This is a genomic window from Vibrio orientalis CIP 102891 = ATCC 33934 (assembly GCF_000176235.1).
Lineage (GTDB): Bacteria > Pseudomonadota > Gammaproteobacteria > Enterobacterales > Vibrionaceae > Vibrio > Vibrio orientalis.
Genome location: NZ_ACZV01000004.1, coordinates 746,733 through 767,343 on the forward strand (window position 1 = coordinate 746,733; position 20,611 = coordinate 767,343).

Genomic DNA, 20,611 nt, shown 5'->3' on the forward strand with positions numbered 1-20,611 from the left:
CAGTCACCCATACCATATAATCTCAACTCCGATAAAGGAGTTGAGATGTCATCAGACACACTACATAAAATTCAAGCACTACTGGCACAAATGCAAATCTACTATGGTGTAGAGGGTTTGCTACGCCTTGAAAGCGCTATCGAAAATATCTGTGTCGAAAATGACTTCCCTCTCCCACCAGCACACAAGCACTTTCTCGCTGGGCTGCGCCATGACAGGCTAGATCAACTTGATGATGCCATCCAGCAATACAATCTTTGCTTAAGTCACTGCACATCAACGGATAAGCTGTTAAGCCTTCACGTTCACATTTTAATGGGGTCGATTTACGCTGATCGTGAAGACTACCACTACGCTCATCACCTCTACAGCTATGTGTTAGACAATGCGCATTTTCTTGATAACAACTATCGAGCCTTCGCCTACACCAATATTAGCGACTTCCACCTTTGCTTAAAGCAATACGAGTCGGCGCTAAAGCTTGCCTCACTCGGAGAACAAAGTGCACGTGCCGTTGGTAATCATGTCAATCAGTCTATTTGCCTACTCAACATGGGTTATGCACTCGGGCATTTAGGTCAATCGACTCAAGCAGTAGAATACATAAAGCAAGCCAAGCACATCGCACACTCGGCTAACAATACCCGCGTCGAAGCGATATCTAACGGCTACTTAGCCCAAGTCATGGCACTAAGTGACAGCTTTCCATTAAACACGGTTCTCGACTATTTTGACCAAGCTGAAGAGCTCTTCAAATTGGTCATTGATACCCATAACCGCCAAGAAAACCTTGTCTACTATGCTCAGTATTTGGAAAAGCATGGCTTGGATGAGAAAGCTGAGCGAGTTTGTAGAGAACTGACATCAAAGATAGACGCAAATAGTAATTTTAGTTTCTTTGAAATTTTGTACAGCACCTTAATCCGTCTCGCTGAGAAACAGAATCTTCAGTCTGAGGTCATTGCTCTACAAGATACTCTAATCAAGGCTACAAAGGCAGCGTTGGAACGCTCTCAAGACAAAGAGTATTCGGCGATTTTAAGCAACGTAAAGCAATCCACTGCTGCGCAAGAGCGCTTACTGTTAGCACAAATGGAAGAGTACATCGGCCTGATTACTGAAATCGGTCAGCATATTGCAACCTCAGACTGTATCAAGCCACAGTTACCGTTCATCTTCGATAAAATTAGCGCAATTTTTCCAACGGATGAATTTGGTATCGCGCTATATGACAACAGCACTCAGGTGTTGAGCTATGACTATTTTTACGATCGCGATGGGTTTGTCGACAGCACATCCATAGACTGTAACTGCGAATATTCGGTCGGTAGTTATGTGGTACAAACCAATACCACCGTTCATCTCAATCATATTGTTGAAGAGTCCTTCGACGTCATGATACCAACGGAGGAACGCCACAAGGTGGAAAGCATCCACCGGAATAATTCGAAGCCCGTTCAGTCGATCATCTTAACTCCAATAACACTCGGCAAACGTGTGCTCGGCGTACTTTCTATCCAACACAAATTGGCGGATCAGTATCAGCAATACCATCGTAGCCTATTCGAACAATTAGCAAGCTTTATTGCCATCGCACTCGAAAACCATGTGCAAAAACAACGGCTCCAGCAAGTTAATAAGCAGCTTGAAGTGCTCTCACAGACTGACCCACTGAGCGGGCTGTACAACCGTTACCAGTTGGATACTATAGGTCCAAAACTAACGCTACAGGCCGCAAGTACAGATAATAACTTAGCGGTCATCATGATCGACATTGATTACTACAAAGGCTTCAATGACTTTTATGGGCATCAGATGGGCGACCACGCTCTGACTGAAGTAGCAGCTCGCATGAAAAATACATTCTCTAGCAGCAATGACCACCTATTTCGCTATGGTGGAGATGAATTCTTAATACTGTGCTACGACCAATCGCTACAGGAAATAGAGAATAAGCTCGTCGCCTTGCAAGAGTCGATCGAGTCACTGAGTCTGTCTAACCCTCGCTCTGCATGTAGCCAACTTTTGACCCTCTCTATCGGGGCGGTAAATTTCATGCACATTGGAAGCAATCATATTGGTTTCGATCTTTTGTGTAATCTTGCCGACAAAGAGCTATATAAGTCGAAACAATCAGGTCGAAATACTTACAGTATCGTGGGCAGAACAATAAGTGCCCCACTTCCCACTCTTGAAATCTAGCCTCTCAGGGAAAAGTCTATAAGTTCAAGCTCTTCGTTTAGACTAAGGGCTTATCACTGCTGAGACCTATCTCGCTTTTTACTCTGCCTCTGCACGTAATATCTCGTCATGGCCCCTCGAAAGCCGTAGCATGGCAAAACAGATTCAAGGAGTGTCTATATGTCGAGCTATTCTGCGTTAGTAAAGTGGCAAAAAGGAAAGCATGAACCTTTCAATGACAATCAATACAGCCGTGGCCACACGTGGGAATTTGATGGTGGCGTAATCGTCCCTGCTTCCTCCTCTCCCCATGTCGTTCCTGTCCCCCTCTCTGTAGAAGAAAATGTCGATCCAGAAGAAGCTTTCATAGCTGCGATTTCGAGTTGCCACATGCTTACCTTCCTTGGTATTGCAGCCAAGCAGCGCTATGTTATTGAAAGCTACATTGATAATGCAGTGGGTATCATGGAAGAAGATGACCACGGCTATACATCGGTGACTAAGATAACCTTGCGTCCAAAGGTCGTGTTCTTAGGCGAGAAGCAACCTAACCGTCAGCAGTTGGAAAAGTTGCACCACCTATCCCACCAACATTGCTTTATCGCTAACTCAGTAAAAACTGACATCACCACCGAAATTTTGGACTAATACCATTATGAAAAAGAAAGGCTTGTGGTTAATTGCTATTGGTTTCGGACTGTTTGTTATTTATGGCCAGCAAACGGGTCTATTTGGCTCGAGTAACCCAGACTCCTTCCCTAAACTACCGCAAACGCCAGACTTTACTGTCTCTACTCTTCATGATGGTGAATGGCTTGGTCGGCGCATTGACGTAACAGGGAATAACCTGTGTGAGAGAACAACAATCACCGGCGTGATTGAAGGTGGACTGGCTAAATTTACATTAACGTACAACGGCACCTCACTGAAAGGCTGGATCAACCAAGACAGCGATGAGCTCGTCCTGTATGCCACCAATCGTCAATGGGACTATCGTTTCCAAGGCACCCTGGGTAAGCATAAAATTCAAGGTAATTGGTATCTGACTAACGGCCCATGTAAGGGCAACTGGTATCTAGAAAAACAAAGCTAATCACACTCGCGACTTCATGCTACACTCTGCGTCATCTAAGGGGTGAAACTCCCCTGATTCATCTAGATCCAGAGTGTAAACATGCCATTCTCAAAACTCGGCTTAAGCCAACCTATCACTACCGCTATTTCTGAACTTGGTTACGACAAACCGACCAACATTCAAAACAAAGCTATCCCTGTCATTCTTGACGGCGAAGATTTGATTGCAGCGGCCCAAACCGGTACAGGTAAGACAGCAAGTTTTGTCCTACCAATTTTGGAAAAGCTATCGCAAGGTGAAACCCAACGCAAAAAGCGTATCCGTGCGCTGATCTTAGCCCCAACTCGCGAGCTAGCGATTCAGGTTGAGCAGAAAGTCCAAGAGTATGGCAAACACTTGAACCTGACTTCTTTGGCAATGTACGGTGGCGTTGACGAACAACCTCAGAAACAAGCACTGATCGAAGGTGTAGATATCCTTGTTGCGACTCCTGGGCGCTTACTTGATATGTATGCCAAACGTGCAGTCTATTTTGAAGAAGTCGAAATATTAGTCCTTGATGAAGCAGACCGCATGCTAGACATGGGCTTTATCGAAGACATCAATAAAATCTTAGATCGTTTGCCAACGGACATTCAGAATCTGCTGTTTTCCGCGACACTTTCGAACAAGGTTCGTGACCTAGCAAAAACCGCTGTTCACAACCCGTATGAGATTTCAATTGCAGCAAATCAAGCGTCGAAGAAAAACATCGAACAGTGGTTAATCACCGTTGATAAAGATATGAAGTCTGCACTTCTAAGCCACTTAATTAAAGAAAACGAGTGGGATCAAGCACTGATCTTTATCGAAACTAAGCACGGTGCTGCTAAATTGGCGAGCCAGCTTGAAAAGCGTGGTATTGAAGCTGAAGCCTTCCACAGTGGTCGCAGCCAAGCGATCCGTTCTAAGCTATTGGAAGACTTCAAAGCAGGCAAAATCAAATACATGATTGCGACTGGCGTCGGTGCCCGAGGCATTGATATTGAAGGACTAAGCCGCGTAATCAATTACGATCTTCCTTTCCCTGCGGATGAATACGTCCATCGTATTGGTCGTACAGGCCGTGCCGATGCACAAGGCGAAGCCATTTCATTTGTGTCGAAAGATAACTTCAAGAACCTATGCATGATTGAGAGCCGTCTTGGTCACTTGCTTGAACGCCGTGAAGTTGAAGGATTTGAGCCTCGCAAACCTGTGCCGATTTCTATTTTGAACTATGTACCAAAACACAAGCGTACCGCTCAATAACTGATCACACGGTTATCCGACCTTCCCTGCCGACGAGCCATTCGTCGGCAGTCATCCAATCTTCTCTTATCCTTCGCCCCTCGACGTCTAACTCTTGAGCTTTTATTTCCTTACCCTAAAGTTTCACATTTAACATCAAGGTTGTTCAGCATTTTTATTACATCGTCTACGCTTACTGTTAGGTAAGATGTAAGACTAAAGAGGTAAGTATGGCCGAGACTGATCTTGTGTCTCTTCTGTGGTTATTAGCTTGCACGTGTATTGCTTTATTTATGCAGGCTGGCTTTACCCTCGTCGAAACCGGGTGTGTTCGAGCCAAAAACTCAGTCAATGTCGCGATGAAAAACATGGCTGACTTCCTTGTTGTTTCGATCGTTTACGTCTTTGTCGGATTTCACTTCGCTCAAGGCAGCTCCCTTTTTTCCTTTGAAACCTTCCCACCAGAAACCTCTCAGTTGCCTGTCTTAATGTTCAATCTCATGTTTGTGGCAACAGCGGCAACGATTGTTTCAGGCTGCGTAGCAGAACGAATGAGCTTTCGTGGTTATATCTACGCGTCCGCATTGATCGGATTGTTCACCTATCCTGTGGTTTCATACTGGACATGGAATCCAAACTCTTGGCTATCTCAACTTGGATTCCATGATTTTGCTGGTGGCGCTACCGTACATGTTGTTGGAGGGATGATCGGTTTAATAGGAACCATCGTTATCGGGCCACGAAAAGACCGATTTATGAGTAATCAGCAAGTCAATGAGATCCCTTCCTATAACCATACGCTAGTTACCATCGGCGTGTTTTTGATGGTGTTTGCTTGGATGGGATTTAATGGCGGTAGCTTTTATCGATTTGACGAACGGGTAGCGACAGTCCTATTTAACACCATGATGTGCGGCGTCGTGTCAGGCTTTGTCTCTTTGGTTCTTGTTCACCGTGCCCGACATATTCCCGTGTTTGTGATCCTCAATAGCGTATTAGGTGGCTTAGTTATCGTCACTGCCGGCGCGGATTTATTCGGTACTCTTGATGTCGTTTTGCTTGGGATACTTGCCTCTCTTACCGTTTATTTCGGTGACAAGCTATTGGTCGTGTTACGCATTGATGACCCCGTAGGAGCCATTCCTGTCCATTTATTCTGTGGCACTATCGGCACCTTTTATGTCGGGACAACAATCACTTCTCCCGAACAATTCAATTCACTTTGGCCAACAACGATACAGATGATCGGATTAGTGGCGATATTACTTTGGTCCGCGATCAACTCCTACGCTTGTTTCTACTTACTCAAGTATTTCAAGATACATCGTGTCACCGAGCAAGCGGAACGCCTCGGACTTAATGTATCAGAGCATGGCGTCAAAATGAGTTGGCTAGAAACGCTCCAAGTCATCGAAACAATAAGCAAAAATGGAGATTACTCTAAACGTGTCCCGGTCGAAATAGGTACAGAGGCTGGTGACGTTGCCGTCTCCTTTAATCATTTGATGGACAGGTTGGAGTCAAATATACAAATTCTCCATCACGTTGCTAAAGGCAATTTGACCAACATTGATATCGAACCAAGCAGCGACAAAGACATTATGGCGAATTCTCTTCACTCGATGATTGTCAGCTTACGAAGCTTGATCAATGAAGTAGAAGATGAAATCGAGAATAAGGCAATGGAGCTCGAGGACAGTGAGCATTCAATTAAAACCTTGATTGAAAAGTTCAAGCGCACACAAGATCAACTGATGGAAGCGGAAAAGATGTCCGCACTTACAGGAATGGTTGTCGGTGTAGCGCATGAGTTAAATACCCCACTTGGCATTTCCGTCACTAGCTTGTCCTTACTCAGCGAACAACTTAATGATGTTGCCAATAAATTTGCAGACAAAACCATTACAACCGATGATCTAAACACGTTTCTTCAAGTCGCCAACGAATGTGTGGAGATGATCGTCAACAATGTTGATCGCTCGGTCTCTTTAGTCAGCAAGCTTAAACAGATCAACCAAAAAATGACCGCAGAAGAAGCAAAAGCCATCAACTTAAAGCAAATCCTTGATGACGCGGTACTGCATGTACAAAACACGTTATCAGCAAAATCGATCGATGTAGACATCAATTGTGAAGAGTCATTACAGCTCTTCTTGCCTCCTATTTCTCTGCAATGTGTCTTAGAAGAGTTAATCAGTAATAGTGCCGTGCATGGTTTTGTTGGTAAGAATGCTCAGCAAGAGCGAATTATCATGCTTAATGCCAGCGAAGAGAATGGCAAACTAAGTATCGTCGTTGAAGACAATGGTGTCGGTATTTCTCCTGAAAACCAAAAGAAAATCTTCCAACCATTTTTTACCACCCTTAGAGCCAAAGGCGGGACAGGTCTTGGTATGCATATGGTGTACAATATCTGCACTCAAAAGCTCGCAGGGGTGATTGATGTAAAAAGTGAAGTGAACAAAGGAACTCGAATCGCTTTGTCTATCGATACTCTAGCCGCAGTTACTCAGTAACGCTTTCTAAAGTGCGGTGACTCATTTAAAATGCGACTCCTATTATCTAGAGCTTTCACTCATTAATCTAAGCAGGTAACGCAATGGAAGCACCAACTAAAATTACTTTCTTCGAGTTTTTAACGCCATTAGTCGCGTCTGGGAAGAAAACCATCACTATCAGAGACGAGTCTGAGTCTCACTACGTGCCGGGGACAACGGTCGAGGTCTATACACTTGAAACCGATCAAAAGGTATGTGAAGTAAAGATCTTATCAGTCAAGCCACTGCACTATGACGATATTAATCAGTTCCACGCAGAACAAGAATACATTGAACTGCCAAAGCTTAAGACACTGATCCGAGAAATTTACCCTAACACAGACACACTATTTGAAATCAGCTACGAGCTTGTTTAACCCGAATCCTTTTTGCAGGTAGCCAACGCTGCCTGCTAAAGATAATCCATAATCGTTTAATCCCACACAAACTTCTGCTTTTGCAGACTCTTCACCCCAACTAGACGACTGGTCTAATTTAATTTATAGTGCCATCCATGAACGATAAAACAAACGATACACGTCAGCATATTCTTGATGTGGGCTATGAATTGATAGTGACGAAAGGCTTTACTGCCGTGGGCTTGGCTCAGCTGTTGAAATCTGCCGATGTACCAAAGGGCTCGTTCTATCATTACTTCAAGTCGAAGGAGCAATTCGGCGAGTCCTTGATTGAAGAGTATGTCCGCAGCTACTTGGCTCGTATCCAATCAGTACTCAACCAGCCAGAGATGAATGGTCGTGACTGTCTGCTCGACTATTTTTCGCGTTGGTTGGCATTCGATAACGGCGTATGCAACGCCAACAAGTGTCTTGTTGTTAAGTTAAGTGCTGAGGTTTCTGATCTCTCCGATACCATGCGCGTATCACTTGCCAACGGTGCGGAACTTATAATTCAAGCGCTCGCACAAACGCTGCAACGTGGTATTGATGACGGCTCTATTGCCCCACTCAATTGCCACGAGGTTGCTAGCCAGCTTTATCAACAATGGCTTGGAGCAAGCCTACTCAACAAGTTGATGCAAGACCAATCTCATCTTGAATTGTGTCTAGCGACGACTAAGCAGCGTTTAGGCACAAATAGCTAATAATTTGTTCGTAGTGAATAATCATTGAATCGTTAAATCTCCCGTCCATTTGAGGACGGGATTTTTTCAAACATTAACTAGACGACCGGTCTAATAAGGAATAATTACCATGTCTAACCTTACAACTCATCGCCAAATTGTCTTGGCATCACGTCCTGTTGGCGCTCCAACACCTGAAAATTTTCGCCTAGAACACGCAGAGGTTCCGTCTCCACAACAGGGCGAAATGCTCCTGCGCAGTGTCTACCTTTCGTTAGACCCTTACATGCGCGGTCGAATGAGCGATGCCAAATCTTACGCTGATCCCGTTGCCCTTGGCGAAACCATGGTCGGTGGTACAGTTTGTCAGGTTATGGAATCAAATCACGCTAACTTTGATAAAGGTGAATGGGTATTAGCGTTCACTGGTTGGCAAGACTACGGCATTTCTGACGGTGAAGGCCTGATTAAAATGGGCATGAACCCTAGTCACCCATCCTACGCACTCGGCGTCATGGGTATGCCTGGCTTTACCGCTTATATGGGCCTCCTCGACATCGGTCAGCCTAAAGAAGGTGATACCTTAGTGGTTGCTGCAGCAACAGGCGCAGTGGGTTCAATGGTTGGCCAAATTGGTAAGTTAAAAGGATGCAGAGTGATTGGTGTCGCGGGCGGTGAAGAAAAATGTCGCTACGCGAAAGAGCAACTCGGTTTTGATGAATGTATCGACCATAAAGCAAAAGACTTCGCACAGCAGCTTGCTGCTGCGTGTGATAACGGCATCGATGTCTATTTTGAAAACGTAGGTGGCAAGGTATTCGATGCCGTCATGCCATTACTAAACACTGGCGCTCGTATCCCACTATGTGGCTTGATTTCACAATACAACGCAACTTCACTGCCTGATGGGCCAGATCGTATGTCTATGCTGATGGCGCAACTGCTGATTAAACGCATCAAGATGCAAGGCTTCATAATTTTTGACGACTACGGCCATCGCTATAGTGAGTTTGCAACGCAAATGACCCAATGGCTGTCAGAAGGGAAAATCCACTACCGAGAGCACTTAGTTGAAGGGTTAGAAAACGCTCCCGAAGCGTTCATTGGTCTGTTAGAAGGCAAGAATTTTGGCAAGCTCGTCGTCAAAACTAACGAGCCAGTATAGGAGCTATACATGATTACTTTACACCACCTAAACCAATCTCGCTCTAAGCGTATTATTTGGCTTCTTGAGGAATTGGAAGTGGATTACCACATCGTTCCTTATCAGCGAGACAGCGTGACCTTCCTTGCACCACCAGAACTCAAATCCATTCACCCACTTGGCAAGTCACCAGTAATTGAAGATCAAGGTCGAGTGATTACTGAATCTGGTGCAATTACAGAGTACTTGATCAGCAAATATGCGCCTGAACGTCTTGCTCCAAACCGAGACAGTGACGAATACGTCGACTATATCCAGTGGTTACATTTCGCTGAAAGTTCAGCGGCACTGCCACTCCTTCTAAAAATATTTGTCGCTAAAGATGGTGCGCCAACCAACTTTCTTGCTGATTATGCAGAACTTGAGCTTGATAAAGTGATGAGCTATGTCGACCACTCGCTTGAGGGTAAGCGTTACTTCGTGGCAGATAAGTTAACCGGCGCTGACGTCATGATGTCGTTTATTGTTGAGGCTCTAAATAGATTCGGACTAATGAAACGCTACCCGAATATCGCGCAATACGCCAAACAACTCACTACTCATGCTGCTTGGCAAAAAGCAGAACAGTTAGAAGTTCAGTATAGCTAAACCTTCGGCGCTGCTATTTATGGCAGCGCTATTTCCCCTCTCCTTTTTTCGCCCAAACCTCTGTTCCTGTTTCATTTCTCTTGCCAAATTATGATAGAAAATACCTATCGACAACATAGCTACAACCAGATTTCTAAAAGCGCGAAAAGCTCCTATTCTAAGTACAGCAAAGACCACACTGTAGACGTGGTTCTTATCTCACACTACTTACTTGCTGTGACACTCTAGGAGCAACACATGGAACATAAAAAAAATAACGGCGGTCAATGTCCGGTTATGCATGGCGGAGCAACCTCTGCTAATACTTCAAATGTCGCGTGGTGGCCAAATGCGCTTAACCTAGACATCCTTCATCAACACGATAAGAAGTCTAACCCTATGGGCGAAGACTTTAACTACAAAGATGAACTCAAAAAGCTTGATGTTGAAGCCTTAAAGCAAGACTTAAAACACCTAATGACAGACAGCCAAGAGTGGTGGCCTGCCGATTGGGGACACTACGGCGGTTTGATGATTCGTATGGCATGGCACTCTGCCGGCACGTACCGCATTGGTGATGGACGCGGCGGTGCCGATACCGGCAACCAACGCTTTGCTCCACTAAATTCATGGCCAGACAACGGTAACCTAGATAAAGCTCGCCGCCTACTTTGGCCTATCAAACAAAAATACGGTAACAAGATCAGTTGGGCCGATCTGATGATTCTAGCCGGTAACATGGCGTATGAATCAATGGGATTGAAAACCTTTGGTTTCGCCTTTGGCCGTGAAGATATTTGGCACCCAGAAAAAGACATCTATTGGGGTGCGGAGCAAGAGTGGTTACAAGAAAGTGGTGGCGAGAACAGCCGTTACTCTAAAGAGCGTGACTTAGATAACCCACTCGCCGCAGTAATGATGGGCCTAATCTACGTAAACCCTGAAGGTGTAGACGGCGAGCCTGATCCAATCAAAACTGCGAAAGACATGCGCGAAACCTTTGCTCGAATGGGTATGAACGACGAAGAAACCGTCGCATTAACCGCAGGTGGTCACACAGTTGGTAAAGCACATGGTAACGGTGATGCATCTAAACTTGGTCCAGAACCAGAACGTGCTGACATTGATGAGCAAGGTCTAGGTTGGAATAACCACAGCGCTCGCGGCATTGGTCGTGACACCGTAACTAGCGGTATCGAAGGCGCGTGGACAACCAACCCAACCGAGTGGGATAACGGCTACTTCTATCTACTGCTTAACTACGATTGGTGGCTACGTAAGAGCCCAGCAGGAGCTTGGCAATGGGAACCAATGGATATTAAAGAAGAAGATAAGCCCGTTGATGTAGAAGACCCAAGTATTCGTCTCAATCCAATCATGACAGACGCTGACATGGCGCTACGCGTTGACCCTGAATATCGCAAGATCTCTGACCGTTTTTACAACGATCCTGAGTATTTCTCTGAAACGTTCGCTCGCGCTTGGTTTAAGTTAACTCACCGCGATATGGGTCCAAAAAGCCGCTACTTCGGTCCAGATATCCCAACAGAAGAGTTAGTTTGGCAAGACCCTGTACCAAGCGGTAATGCGAATTACGATGTTGCTGCAGTAAAAGCGAAGATTGCTCAAAGTGGTCTGTCTGTTAGCGACATGGTGGCAACAGCATGGGATAGCGCGCGTACATTCCGTAACTCAGATAAACGTGGTGGCGCAAACGGCGCACGTATCCGCCTAGCACCACTTAGCCAATGGCAAGGTAACGAGCCAGAACGCTTAGCGAAGGTTCTATCGGCTCTAGAAGCTGTTGCTGCTGAAGCTGGCATTAGCGTTGCGGACACTATCGTTCTTGCAGGTAACTTGGGTATTGAACAAGCTGCGAAAGCGGCTGGCTTCGAGATTCAAGTGCCTTTCTCTCCAGGACGAGGTGATGCGACACTAGAACAAACTGATATCGAGTCATTTGCAGTGTTAGAGCCAATCGCTGATGGTTTCCGTAACTGGCAAAAGCAGCATTACTCTGCAACACCAGAAGAGTTGATGCTTAACCATGCACAACTATTGGGACTAACAGCACCTGAAATGACGGTTCTTGTTGGTGGTATGCGAGTACTAGGAACTAACCACGCGAATACTGCGCATGGTGTGTTTACCGACCAAGTTGGCACATTAACCAATGATTTCTTTATCAACCTGACAGACATGCGTTACTTGTGGAAGCCAACAGGTCGTAACTCTTACTCGATTGTTGAGCGTCGTTCAGGTGAAGAGAAATGGACTGCGACCCGTGCAGACCTCGTCTTCGGTTCAAACTCGATTCTTCGCGCATACGCTGAGGTTTATGCTCAAGATGACAACAAAGAGAAATTCGTTAAGGACTTTGTCTCAGCATGGAGCAAAGTAATGAACGCTGACCGTTTCGATTTGAACTAATTACAGGTCAATCTTTAGTTGTCATTGGTAAACATCCCAATCGTCAACTAGGGTTAACTATGTAGCACTTAAATGAGAAAAGAGGTGCATATGAGCGCCTCTTTATTTAAACCTCAGTTCAAGGAGAGTTAGATATGGATACCTTTAACTTCTTTAAGCTATTTGATACCAAAGAACTATTTATTTTTTACTAGTCGGCTTACTGCTGACTTTTCGCAACCGCTTTCATGAGTACGGACGTGTCCATGCGGCCAAAACCATCTTCTTGTAGCTCAGCGTACTGCTCGTCCACTTTTTTCGTTAATGGAAGCTCTAGGCCCACACGTTCTGCTTCTTTTAAACAGAACCCTAAGTCTTTGCGCATCCAGTCAATTGCGAAACCAAAGTCAAATTTGTCTTGAGACATAGTGACAGCGCGATTTTCCATCTGCCATGACCCTGCAGCGCCATGTTTTAATGTCTCTACCACCTGTTCAACATCTAATCCCGACTTTTGTGCCAGTAACAAGGCTTCGCTGAGACCTTGTAAAATGCCGCCAATACAGATCTGGTTAACCATTTTGCAACGCTGACCCTGACCATTTTCACCCAGCAATGTCATTTGCTTCGCGTACACATCCATTATCGGTGAAATATCATCAAAGATAGCTTGCTCACCACCACACATGATAGTTAATACGCCGTTTTCCGCCCCTGCTTGACCACCAGACACTGGCGCATCCATAAAGGTATTGCCATTCTCTTTCGCAGCCTGAGCTAACTCAACCGCTAACTCTGCTGATGTCGTTGTATGATCAACTAATACCGCGCCCGGTTTTAGAGAAGACAGAATGCCCGCTTCACCATACACTACACTTCTCACGTCATCATCGTTACCAACACAAACAAAAACCACATCAGCGTCTTGTGCCGCTTGGCTTGGCGTTTCACATGCCTGTCCTACGTATTCTGCTGCCCATTTGTCTGCTTTCTCTTTAGTACGGTTGAAAACCTTTGTCTCATACCCTGTTTTGCTTAAAAAGCCCGCCATTGGGTAACCCATAACACCTAGACCAACAAACGCTACCTTTTTGTTCTGCACTTTCTTTCCCTCAAAATTTATTACTTATCGTTTTCACCCGAGTGTACTAAACATTGGACGACAAATTAATAAGCGAAGAGTGCATTAAGCAACAAAGCCCCATAAAGGGGCTTTGTATCGCATCTATTGGCAGTTAAAAAGACATTATTTCACTTTTTCTAATGTGCTCGTGTCAGTGTGAGCAAAAGGCTTGCCGTAAATATCCAAACTCGTTGTTTGTGAATAAGTTAACGTATCATCAGAGATACTCATATTGATAATAAAGTCTGTCGTCTTCGCATTGGCTGTCATATATTCAGACTCAGCAATGCCTCTAACTGATGCTTTAAGAATCATTGTATTGCCTGCCGGACCTTCCGCTGTCACACATGTCGTTCTTGGTACACAAAATGAGTTGTAAACAATCTGATTCTCTTGGTCGTAGATCAAGTAACCGCGCTGATCATGGAATTTAGAATCGTCCGCCTTACGGAACACTTCCTGCTTGTAGTAGAGTGCAACCAAATACTGGTCACTGGCATTGGTCGCGTCAGCTGCAACTTCAAACGTCATCACTTCGTAGAAAGGCGTTACGGCTGGTCCACCTTTACCCACCGCAGAGTCAGTCTGGCCTGGTGACATATCCACCCCACCCGTTTCCACTGATTTCCATGTTCCAACTAATGGCGTGAGAGGACCAAAATCCATACCATCGATCGTTGAATGTTCTGCCATTACAGGTGCTGAAATGGCTGCTGTGATACCCAGTGCTAAGAGTTTTTTCATTATAATAATCCTTTTTAGGAATTGACTTTGCAATGCACTATAAGGACATGGGGCTATAATTTATTAACCCAGATCATTTCTTGACCGAAATTGAGCATAACCATGTAAATGAGTGTGTACCCATTTGCCAGGCTAATTAATGCAAAGGGTAGATTGTTGATTTGTATAACTTTCCCCCTATTAGCTTTAGGGAAAATATGACAAAATCGATGTACTTTCATTCTATTCAAGTTGTAACTATGAACTATCAAGCCGCGATATTCGATATGGATGGCCTTTTACTCGATACAGAAAGAGTCTGTATGAGAGTATTTAAGCAAGCCTGTCTAACTCAAGAACTGCCATTCTACGAAGACGTTTATCTGTCTATTATTGGTAGAAACTCTGCGGGGATTGAGAAGATTTTCCGCGACGCCTACGGTGACGACCTAGAACGACTGCACAACGAATGGAAAAAGAACTACCAAGCCATTGTCAAACACCAAGCAATCCCAGTGAAGGAAGGTGTCGTCGAACTGCTTACTTGGCTAAAATCGAACAATATCCCTACTGCCGTTGCAACCTCCACGCATAAAGATATCGCTGAGAAAAAACTGGAGTTATCTGACCTTTCTGGCTATTTCGACTCAGTCACCTGTGGTTGTGAAGTCTCAAATGGTAAACCCGATCCTGAGATCTACCTATTAGCAGCACAACGACTGGCGGTCGAACCTAATAGATGCCTAGCTTTCGAAGACTCAAATAATGGTGTCATTAGTGCTGTGGGCGCAACGATGATGACTTTCCAAATTCCTGACCTAGTTGAACCAAGTCCTGAAGTCATCCAACTTGGGCACTCTATTCTTCCTTCTCTTAATGCGGTTTTAGAACACCTAAAGCAAACCCATCGTTGATCGACTCAGAAGCTTGGTAACTCCAAGCTTCTTCTCCGTATATTAGAACTTTCTTATATCCATTCTCCATTTTCAATAACCAAGCGTTCTATACAAATTTCCTTAGCCCCCTTTTTAACCGCTGATTTCATCCCAACTGTAATAAGTGTCTGTTGAGTTAAGTTTTACGCTTGCTTATAAATGCTCAACCTAGCCTGATATCAATCGGAATAAGGAATAACAATGACTAACCAATACGTACCACCGAAAGTATGGAAAATGGACGAAGAGAATGGCGGCCAATGGGCAAGTATCAATCGACCAGATTCTGGTGCTCGTCATGAGCAAGCGCTTCCAGTTGGTGAACACCCAATTCAGTTACATTCGATGGGGACTCCAAATGGCCAAAAGGTCACCATTATGCTTGAAGAGCTACTGGCACTTGGCGTAAAAGAAGCGGAGTATGACGCTTACCTTATTCGAATTGGCGAAGGCGATCAGTTTGGCTCAGGTTTTGTAGAGATTAACCCAAATTCTAAGATTCCAGCACTCGTTGACCAGTCAGGCGACGAGCCTATCAATGTGTTTGAGTCCGGTAACATCTTACTTTATCTTGCAGAGAAGTTTGGTCACTTCTTGCCGAAAGACATAAAAGCTAAGACCCAAGTGATGAACTGGTTGTTCTGGCTTCAAGGCTCAGCTCCTTACCTTGGCGGCGGTTTTGGTCATTTCTATGCTTACGCACCAGAGAAGTTTGAATACCCAATTAACCGTTTTTCAATGGAAGCAAAGCGCCAGTTAGATGTGCTCGATAAGCAACTTGCCAAAACTACCTATCTTGGTGGCGATGAGTACTCTATTGCTGATATCGCGACCTGGCCTTGGTATGGCAACTTAGTATTAGGTAAAGCGTATGACGCTGCTGAGTTCCTTGATGTCGATAGCTATACGAATGTAAAACGTTGGGCGGAGCAAATCGAAGCTCGTGAAGCGGTACAGCGTGGTCGCATCGTGAATAAAGCGTGGGGAGAAGAATGGGAACAAGTGCCAGAACGCCACAGCGCTGAAGATATCGATAAGGTTTTGAAGCTTAAACCATAGAGGCATAAAGCACACATCCCTGTGCTGTGTGCTCTGGATTAGATCCAAACCAGAGACAATAGCAAAAATGGCAGTGCGATTACTGAAGCCATTTTTGCTAGCGCCATTGTTTCTCTTAGTAGCACTTCACGTTTCGGTGAAGTTGCTACTACAGAATACGACGCTGCAATTTGCGCGCTATTCATATGTCCTCAAACATTTACAGCTGTGAAAGGAGCGGCGATTCTATCGAGTGGTTAACCTAACTGCAACTTAAAAGACGGCGGCATGATCCACCAGCCAACGGCCATCAACTTTCATCATGACCATTTCAGCGACAAACTCCCCTTTTGCCAGACTGAAACCTTGTTTCCATACAAATGCGACTGAGCTTTCACGTCGAAAAATATCAACTGGAGTTCGCGCAGTAAACAGCCCTTTTTCTTGCTGGTACTTCTTCACTACGCGCTCAAAGTATTCTGGCTGAACGATGTCACTTAAGCGTTGAGTAAAGTCCTGAACATGACTTTGGTGATCAATTTCTGTTGATGCCTGCATTAGGTTATCCATTAACGCGTTGCCAATTTCCCACAATTGTTCATCGGTGTATTGAGTCAGTTCCATGTGTATTCCTTATCAAACAGATCACAACATTCTCACACCGAATACGAATCAATATCAATAGCCAATTCGCGTAATCACAATCTTGTGGTCAGAACCATTTGGCCTTGCAACACTACGCCGCTCACATATTCGCCGACCACTCGCCGCCGATTTAAGCCACAGATGATCAATTGCAATCATTGAAAAATCAGGGGTCTTGAAGTCACTGGCCCAATTTGGCCAGCTTGCAACAGGAAGCGTCTGGTAACTTGGAAAAAGCGCACCAAACCTTAAACTGACAGAAGATAAGTTAAAATCACCGACGACCAACACCTCATCAGAGGGGTATATCTCGTTAATCGATTCGATGGTACGTATTAATGCATTGCGACGATACCACAAGGGTTTTGTCCTTGGTGAAGGAGGATGAGCAGCGACGAGAGTCATCGCAATATGTTTACTCGGGTGCCAAGTTCCACGAATGATCGCCTGCTGATCTGGCGTCATATAAACAGACATGTCAGTTAACGGCGAACGACTCAAAATCATCTGACTTGAAGGGTACCCAATTCCTTCCTGACCTCCATAGTAATAGGGATAAATATCATTGAGACTTTTTAGCTTTTCCCCCACTTCGGGGGCTACCTCTTGAAGAACGACGAGATCCTTTGGTGTCGACATTAGATAATTAATAAATGCATTCACATCATCGTTCGCGTAATAAAGATTGTACTGAGCAATGGTGATTGGATTTACGCAATTGCTAACCTGCCGTTGGTGGGATTTGGGAGCCAACATGAAAAACACAGAAGACAGCAGCAGACAAGTTATGGCGGCAAACCAGTGGCGAAACAGCAATAATGCTGCCCCCATGGCCCAGTAGGCGATCAAAAATAGTGCTGGAAATGCAACAATATTTTCTACCCACCATGTCGTCTCATAAAATGACAACGCGACCCAAGATACCGCCGGAGCAAAGACCACAAGCCATAACAACACTCTTTTCACAATTGTCCACCTTGTAAAAAACTGTGTTAAAAGTATGGCTCAGGTTGATCAGATGTACCGATTAATTATCTCTTCCAACGAGCCATTGGCTTTCATTTCAGCTAAACGCTGATTGATAAACAACCGAATCTCAGGCTTCATTTCACCAGAAAATGCTAAATGAATCGGGTATTCCGCAATCACATCACTAAACGCCTCAACACGAAAGTTCTGTTCCGTTAACCCTAGTCGATTTAAGTGGTATTTCACGCGTGATTCCATTTCAACAAATGCGGTATCACTCGGCAGCCTCTCTATAATACTAAATGCCGCCTCATAGTTTTTGACCCGAATTTCGCTAACGTCACCTTGCTCGATATGCGGCGTCAATTCTGCGTAATCGAAGCCTAACAGTAGTACTAGGCCTTTACCTTTAATTGAGCCAAAATCGTTGTAATGAAAAGGCGCTTTGGTACTAGTCACCAAGGCATGCTTCACGTTATAGATGGGTAAATCCGACAGATGTTCTGACTGTACTCTTCCCCAGTTTGGACTTCCATACGTGATCCAGTTTTGTTCACCGCCAGACTCCAGTGTCGAAATCATTCGATTAAATGGGTAGGTGTGGTAGTTAAGTTGATAACCACTTCCAGTAAATATTTCAGCAATGATGTCAGAGACAATGCCTGTGTGATTCTTCCCCTGCTCCTCAATTTGGAAAGGTTGCGCTTGTCCCGCAATCACATAATAGTTAACAACATCATTGGCGATTGATTGGTAGGAGCTAATGCTAAATAGCATCGCAATCATTGAACTGACTAACCTAACTCGTTTCACTACGAACTCCTTGTATTTTTTCTTCCCACTCTTTCGATATTAATACTAGGCTATTTATAAGCAACAAGGCACATTTGATATGGATTGTTAAGTGATGAAACAATTTAACTGGGGTATCGCCAAACAACTTGTCATCGCTACCGTGACGGTAAGTGTAGTATTAGCGCTAATCATTGCCGGAATAAATTTTTATCACGGCTATCGCTCAGAATTAGATTCCATTGATCAAAAACTACATCAATTGGAAGAGAGCTTTCTCGCTAGCGTCAGTGCTAGTCTATGGGTTGTCGACACTGCGCAACTGAATACTCAAATCAAAGGTATCTATCAACTTCCTTACGTAGACTCCGTCAAACTTGAAGACGGTACCAAGGTTATCGCCTCAGCAGGAAGTGTCGATAGTGACCATATCATCATACATGAATGGCCAATAAGCCATTCACTTGGTGATAAAACGTTTACGATCGGCACACTTACCATAGAGACCGACATTGCACCTCTACACAGTCAATTGTGGCGTGACTTTTTATGGCTACTTTCCATCACTTTGCTTCAAACCGGTCTCATCGTCGCTGGTTTGCTTTATATCGTGTTAACCATGATTGTTCGGCCAATCCAAAACGTCTCCCGGGCCATGTCAGACTTTGAAGGAGGCTTTACTCCCAATAAAATCACAGGACGCTCCCGCAAGTTCAACGATGAAATCACTCAGCTAATAAAAAAATACAACGCCTGTATTGCACAATTGGAAATCAATTATCAACAACTCAACTCAGCCAAAGAAAAAGCTGAAGTCGCCAATATCAAAAAAAGCGAGTTTCTCGCGAATATGAGCCACGAAATTCGTACGCCAATGAATGGTATTGTTGGAATTGCCACCCTTTTAGAAGAAACAAGTCCGAGTGATATTCAGAAAAACTACCTCGATATACTCACAAGCTCTTCAAGTACCTTGCTTGATATCATTAATGACATTCTCGATTTCTCTAAGATAGAAGCGGGACACTTCTCCTTAAGCAACGAACCGTTTGATATCTGCCAGTTGCTCCACCAACAATCAAACGAATATAGCGTCAGGGCCGCACAGAAACAGCTCATGTTCCAATGTAATATCGAGCCGAATTTACCCAACGAAATTGAAGGCGATCAGGTGCGGCTTAAGCAAGTGTTGAATAACTTAATCGGTAATGCACTTAAGTTTACCCAACAAGGTCATATCGAACTAAAAGTAAACTCATTACACATTGAACAACACCCTCACTTATACATTGAGATAAAAGACACGGGAATAGGCATCGACAAAGACAATCTTTCATCGATCTTCGAGAAATTCCAGCAAGCGGATGGCAGCACAACAAGAAAGTATGGAGGAACGGGTCTTGGGTTAGCTATCAGCAAAAAAATAGTCGAGATGATGGGGGGTGAACTGAAAGTAACTAGTGAAGTCGGGCTTGGTAGTAGTTTCTACTTCACTATTCCGATGCACATCACCAACATCGACGCGAAAAATACGCCTCCGGTTAAACGGAATTTAATTAGCTTCACTGAAAAGTATTCTCAGGATGAAATTAAACTGATTAATGAACAAGTCGATAGCGACATTTGCGTTCTAGTCGTCGAAGACACTAGAGTGAATCAGCAGATCATTAGCGTAATGCTCAATCTACTAAACGTAAATACAACCATCGTCAATAATGGTCAAGAAGCCATAGACATTTGTCAAACATACCAATTTGACGCAATTTTGATGGACTGTCATATGCCAATTATGGATGGTTACGAAGCGACACGAATGCTACGCAGTTATGATGATTGGCGTTGCCAAGTTCCAATCATCGCAGTCACAGCTAATGTCATGAAAGAACACAAATTACTGTGTTATGAATCCGGAATGAACGATTTCCTAACCAAGCCAGTCGAACCGAAGAAAATACGCTCCGCATTGATTAAACACATCCCTCGTCTGCAGGACATGCTTGATGGTCTTAACATAACAGAGAGGCATTCAAGTTAGATAAACCCCTTAAGAAGCAACCAAT

The 20,611-nt window shown here is 44.4% G+C and carries 19 protein-coding genes; 13 read left to right on the forward strand and 6 right to left on the reverse strand.

Annotated features, from left to right (window positions below; translation table 11 throughout):
* Positions 1–45: 45 nt before the first annotated feature.
* The 10 genes from VIA_RS06830 (at position 46) to katG (ending at position 12,347) form a co-directional block, all read left to right on the forward strand.
* The gene (locus VIA_RS06830) at positions 46–2,202 is read left to right on the forward strand and encodes a sensor domain-containing diguanylate cyclase (RefSeq protein ID WP_004411976.1); all 2,157 of its coding nucleotides are present in this window, start codon (positions 46–48) and stop codon (positions 2,200–2,202) included.
* 159 nt (positions 2,203–2,361) lie between these two features.
* Complete coding sequence (locus VIA_RS06835; RefSeq protein ID WP_004411977.1) at positions 2,362–2,829, forward strand: OsmC family protein; 468 nt, start codon at positions 2,362–2,364, stop codon at positions 2,827–2,829.
* A gap of 7 nt (positions 2,830–2,836) precedes the next feature.
* Positions 2,837–3,274: a hypothetical protein gene (locus VIA_RS06840; RefSeq protein ID WP_004411979.1), complete on the forward strand. Its 438-nt coding sequence runs from the start codon at positions 2,837–2,839 to the stop codon at positions 3,272–3,274.
* An 81-nt stretch (positions 3,275–3,355) separates the two neighbouring features.
* Positions 3,356–4,546, forward strand: a complete 1,191-nt coding sequence (locus VIA_RS06845; RefSeq protein ID WP_004411980.1) for a DEAD/DEAH box helicase — start codon at positions 3,356–3,358, stop codon at positions 4,544–4,546.
* Positions 4,547–4,755: 209 nt separating this feature from the next.
* Entirely contained in the window at positions 4,756–7,041 is a 2,286-nt protein-coding gene (locus VIA_RS06850) for an ATP-binding protein (protein ID WP_004411982.1), read from the forward strand.
* Between the two features lie 83 nt (positions 7,042–7,124).
* The gene (gene yqfB / locus VIA_RS06855; RefSeq protein ID WP_004411984.1) at positions 7,125–7,439 is read left to right on the forward strand and encodes a N(4)-acetylcytidine aminohydrolase; all 315 of its coding nucleotides are present in this window, start codon (positions 7,125–7,127) and stop codon (positions 7,437–7,439) included.
* A 137-nt stretch (positions 7,440–7,576) separates the two neighbouring features.
* The gene (locus VIA_RS06860; RefSeq protein WP_004411987.1) at positions 7,577–8,167 is read left to right on the forward strand and encodes a TetR/AcrR family transcriptional regulator; all 591 of its coding nucleotides are present in this window, start codon (positions 7,577–7,579) and stop codon (positions 8,165–8,167) included.
* 109 nt (positions 8,168–8,276) lie between these two features.
* Positions 8,277–9,311 (forward strand): NADP-dependent oxidoreductase, encoded by a 1,035-nt coding sequence (locus VIA_RS06865; protein ID WP_004411989.1) that lies wholly within the window; start codon positions 8,277–8,279, stop codon positions 9,309–9,311.
* Between the two features lie 9 nt (positions 9,312–9,320).
* A complete protein-coding gene (locus tag VIA_RS06870; RefSeq protein ID WP_004411991.1) occupies positions 9,321–9,938 on the forward strand; it encodes a glutathione S-transferase family protein in 618 nt (205 codons plus the stop codon).
* A gap of 237 nt (positions 9,939–10,175) precedes the next feature.
* On the forward strand, positions 10,176–12,347 hold the full coding sequence (katG, locus tag VIA_RS06875) for a catalase/peroxidase HPI (RefSeq protein ID WP_004411994.1): 2,172 nt from the start codon (positions 10,176–10,178) through the stop codon (positions 12,345–12,347).
* A gap of 199 nt (positions 12,348–12,546) precedes the next feature.
* On the opposite strand, the gene VIA_RS06880 is transcribed toward katG, so the two are convergent.
* Positions 12,547–13,449, reverse strand: coding sequence for an NAD(P)-dependent oxidoreductase (locus VIA_RS06880; RefSeq protein ID WP_268869238.1), 903 nt, complete (start codon positions 13,447–13,449; stop codon positions 12,547–12,549).
* Between the two features lie 123 nt (positions 13,450–13,572).
* A complete protein-coding gene (locus VIA_RS06885) occupies positions 13,573–14,193 on the reverse strand; it encodes a heme-binding beta-barrel domain-containing protein (RefSeq protein ID WP_004411996.1) in 621 nt (206 codons plus the stop codon).
* Positions 14,194–14,432: 239 nt separating this feature from the next.
* On the opposite strand from VIA_RS06885, the gene VIA_RS06890 reads away from it, so the two are divergent.
* On the forward strand, positions 14,433–15,086 hold the full coding sequence (locus VIA_RS06890; RefSeq protein WP_004418722.1) for an HAD family hydrolase: 654 nt from the start codon (positions 14,433–14,435) through the stop codon (positions 15,084–15,086).
* A 222-nt stretch (positions 15,087–15,308) separates the two neighbouring features.
* Positions 15,309–16,166, forward strand: a complete 858-nt coding sequence (yghU, locus tag VIA_RS06895) for a glutathione-dependent disulfide-bond oxidoreductase (protein WP_004412000.1) — start codon at positions 15,309–15,311, stop codon at positions 16,164–16,166.
* 38 nt (positions 16,167–16,204) lie between these two features.
* Here yghU and VIA_RS22315 read toward each other — a convergent pair whose 3' ends face one another.
* The 4 genes from VIA_RS22315 to VIA_RS06915 all read right to left on the reverse strand — a co-directional run bounded on the left by VIA_RS22315 (position 16,205) and on the right by VIA_RS06915 (position 18,545).
* Complete coding sequence (locus tag VIA_RS22315; RefSeq protein ID WP_004412002.1) at positions 16,205–16,351, reverse strand: hypothetical protein; 147 nt, start codon at positions 16,349–16,351, stop codon at positions 16,205–16,207.
* 67 nt (positions 16,352–16,418) lie between these two features.
* Positions 16,419–16,769, reverse strand: a complete 351-nt coding sequence (locus VIA_RS06905; RefSeq protein WP_004412004.1) for a hypothetical protein — start codon at positions 16,767–16,769, stop codon at positions 16,419–16,421.
* Positions 16,770–16,823: 54 nt separating this feature from the next.
* Positions 16,824–17,756, reverse strand: a complete 933-nt coding sequence (locus tag VIA_RS06910; RefSeq protein ID WP_004412007.1) for an endonuclease/exonuclease/phosphatase family protein — start codon at positions 17,754–17,756, stop codon at positions 16,824–16,826.
* A 48-nt stretch (positions 17,757–17,804) separates the two neighbouring features.
* A complete protein-coding gene (locus VIA_RS06915; protein WP_004412009.1) occupies positions 17,805–18,545 on the reverse strand; it encodes a substrate-binding periplasmic protein in 741 nt (246 codons plus the stop codon).
* A gap of 121 nt (positions 18,546–18,666) precedes the next feature.
* Between VIA_RS06915 and VIA_RS06920 the strand changes: the two genes are divergently transcribed.
* A complete protein-coding gene (locus VIA_RS06920) occupies positions 18,667–20,586 on the forward strand; it encodes an ATP-binding protein (RefSeq protein ID WP_004412011.1) in 1,920 nt (639 codons plus the stop codon).
* Positions 20,587–20,611 lie beyond the last annotated feature (25 nt).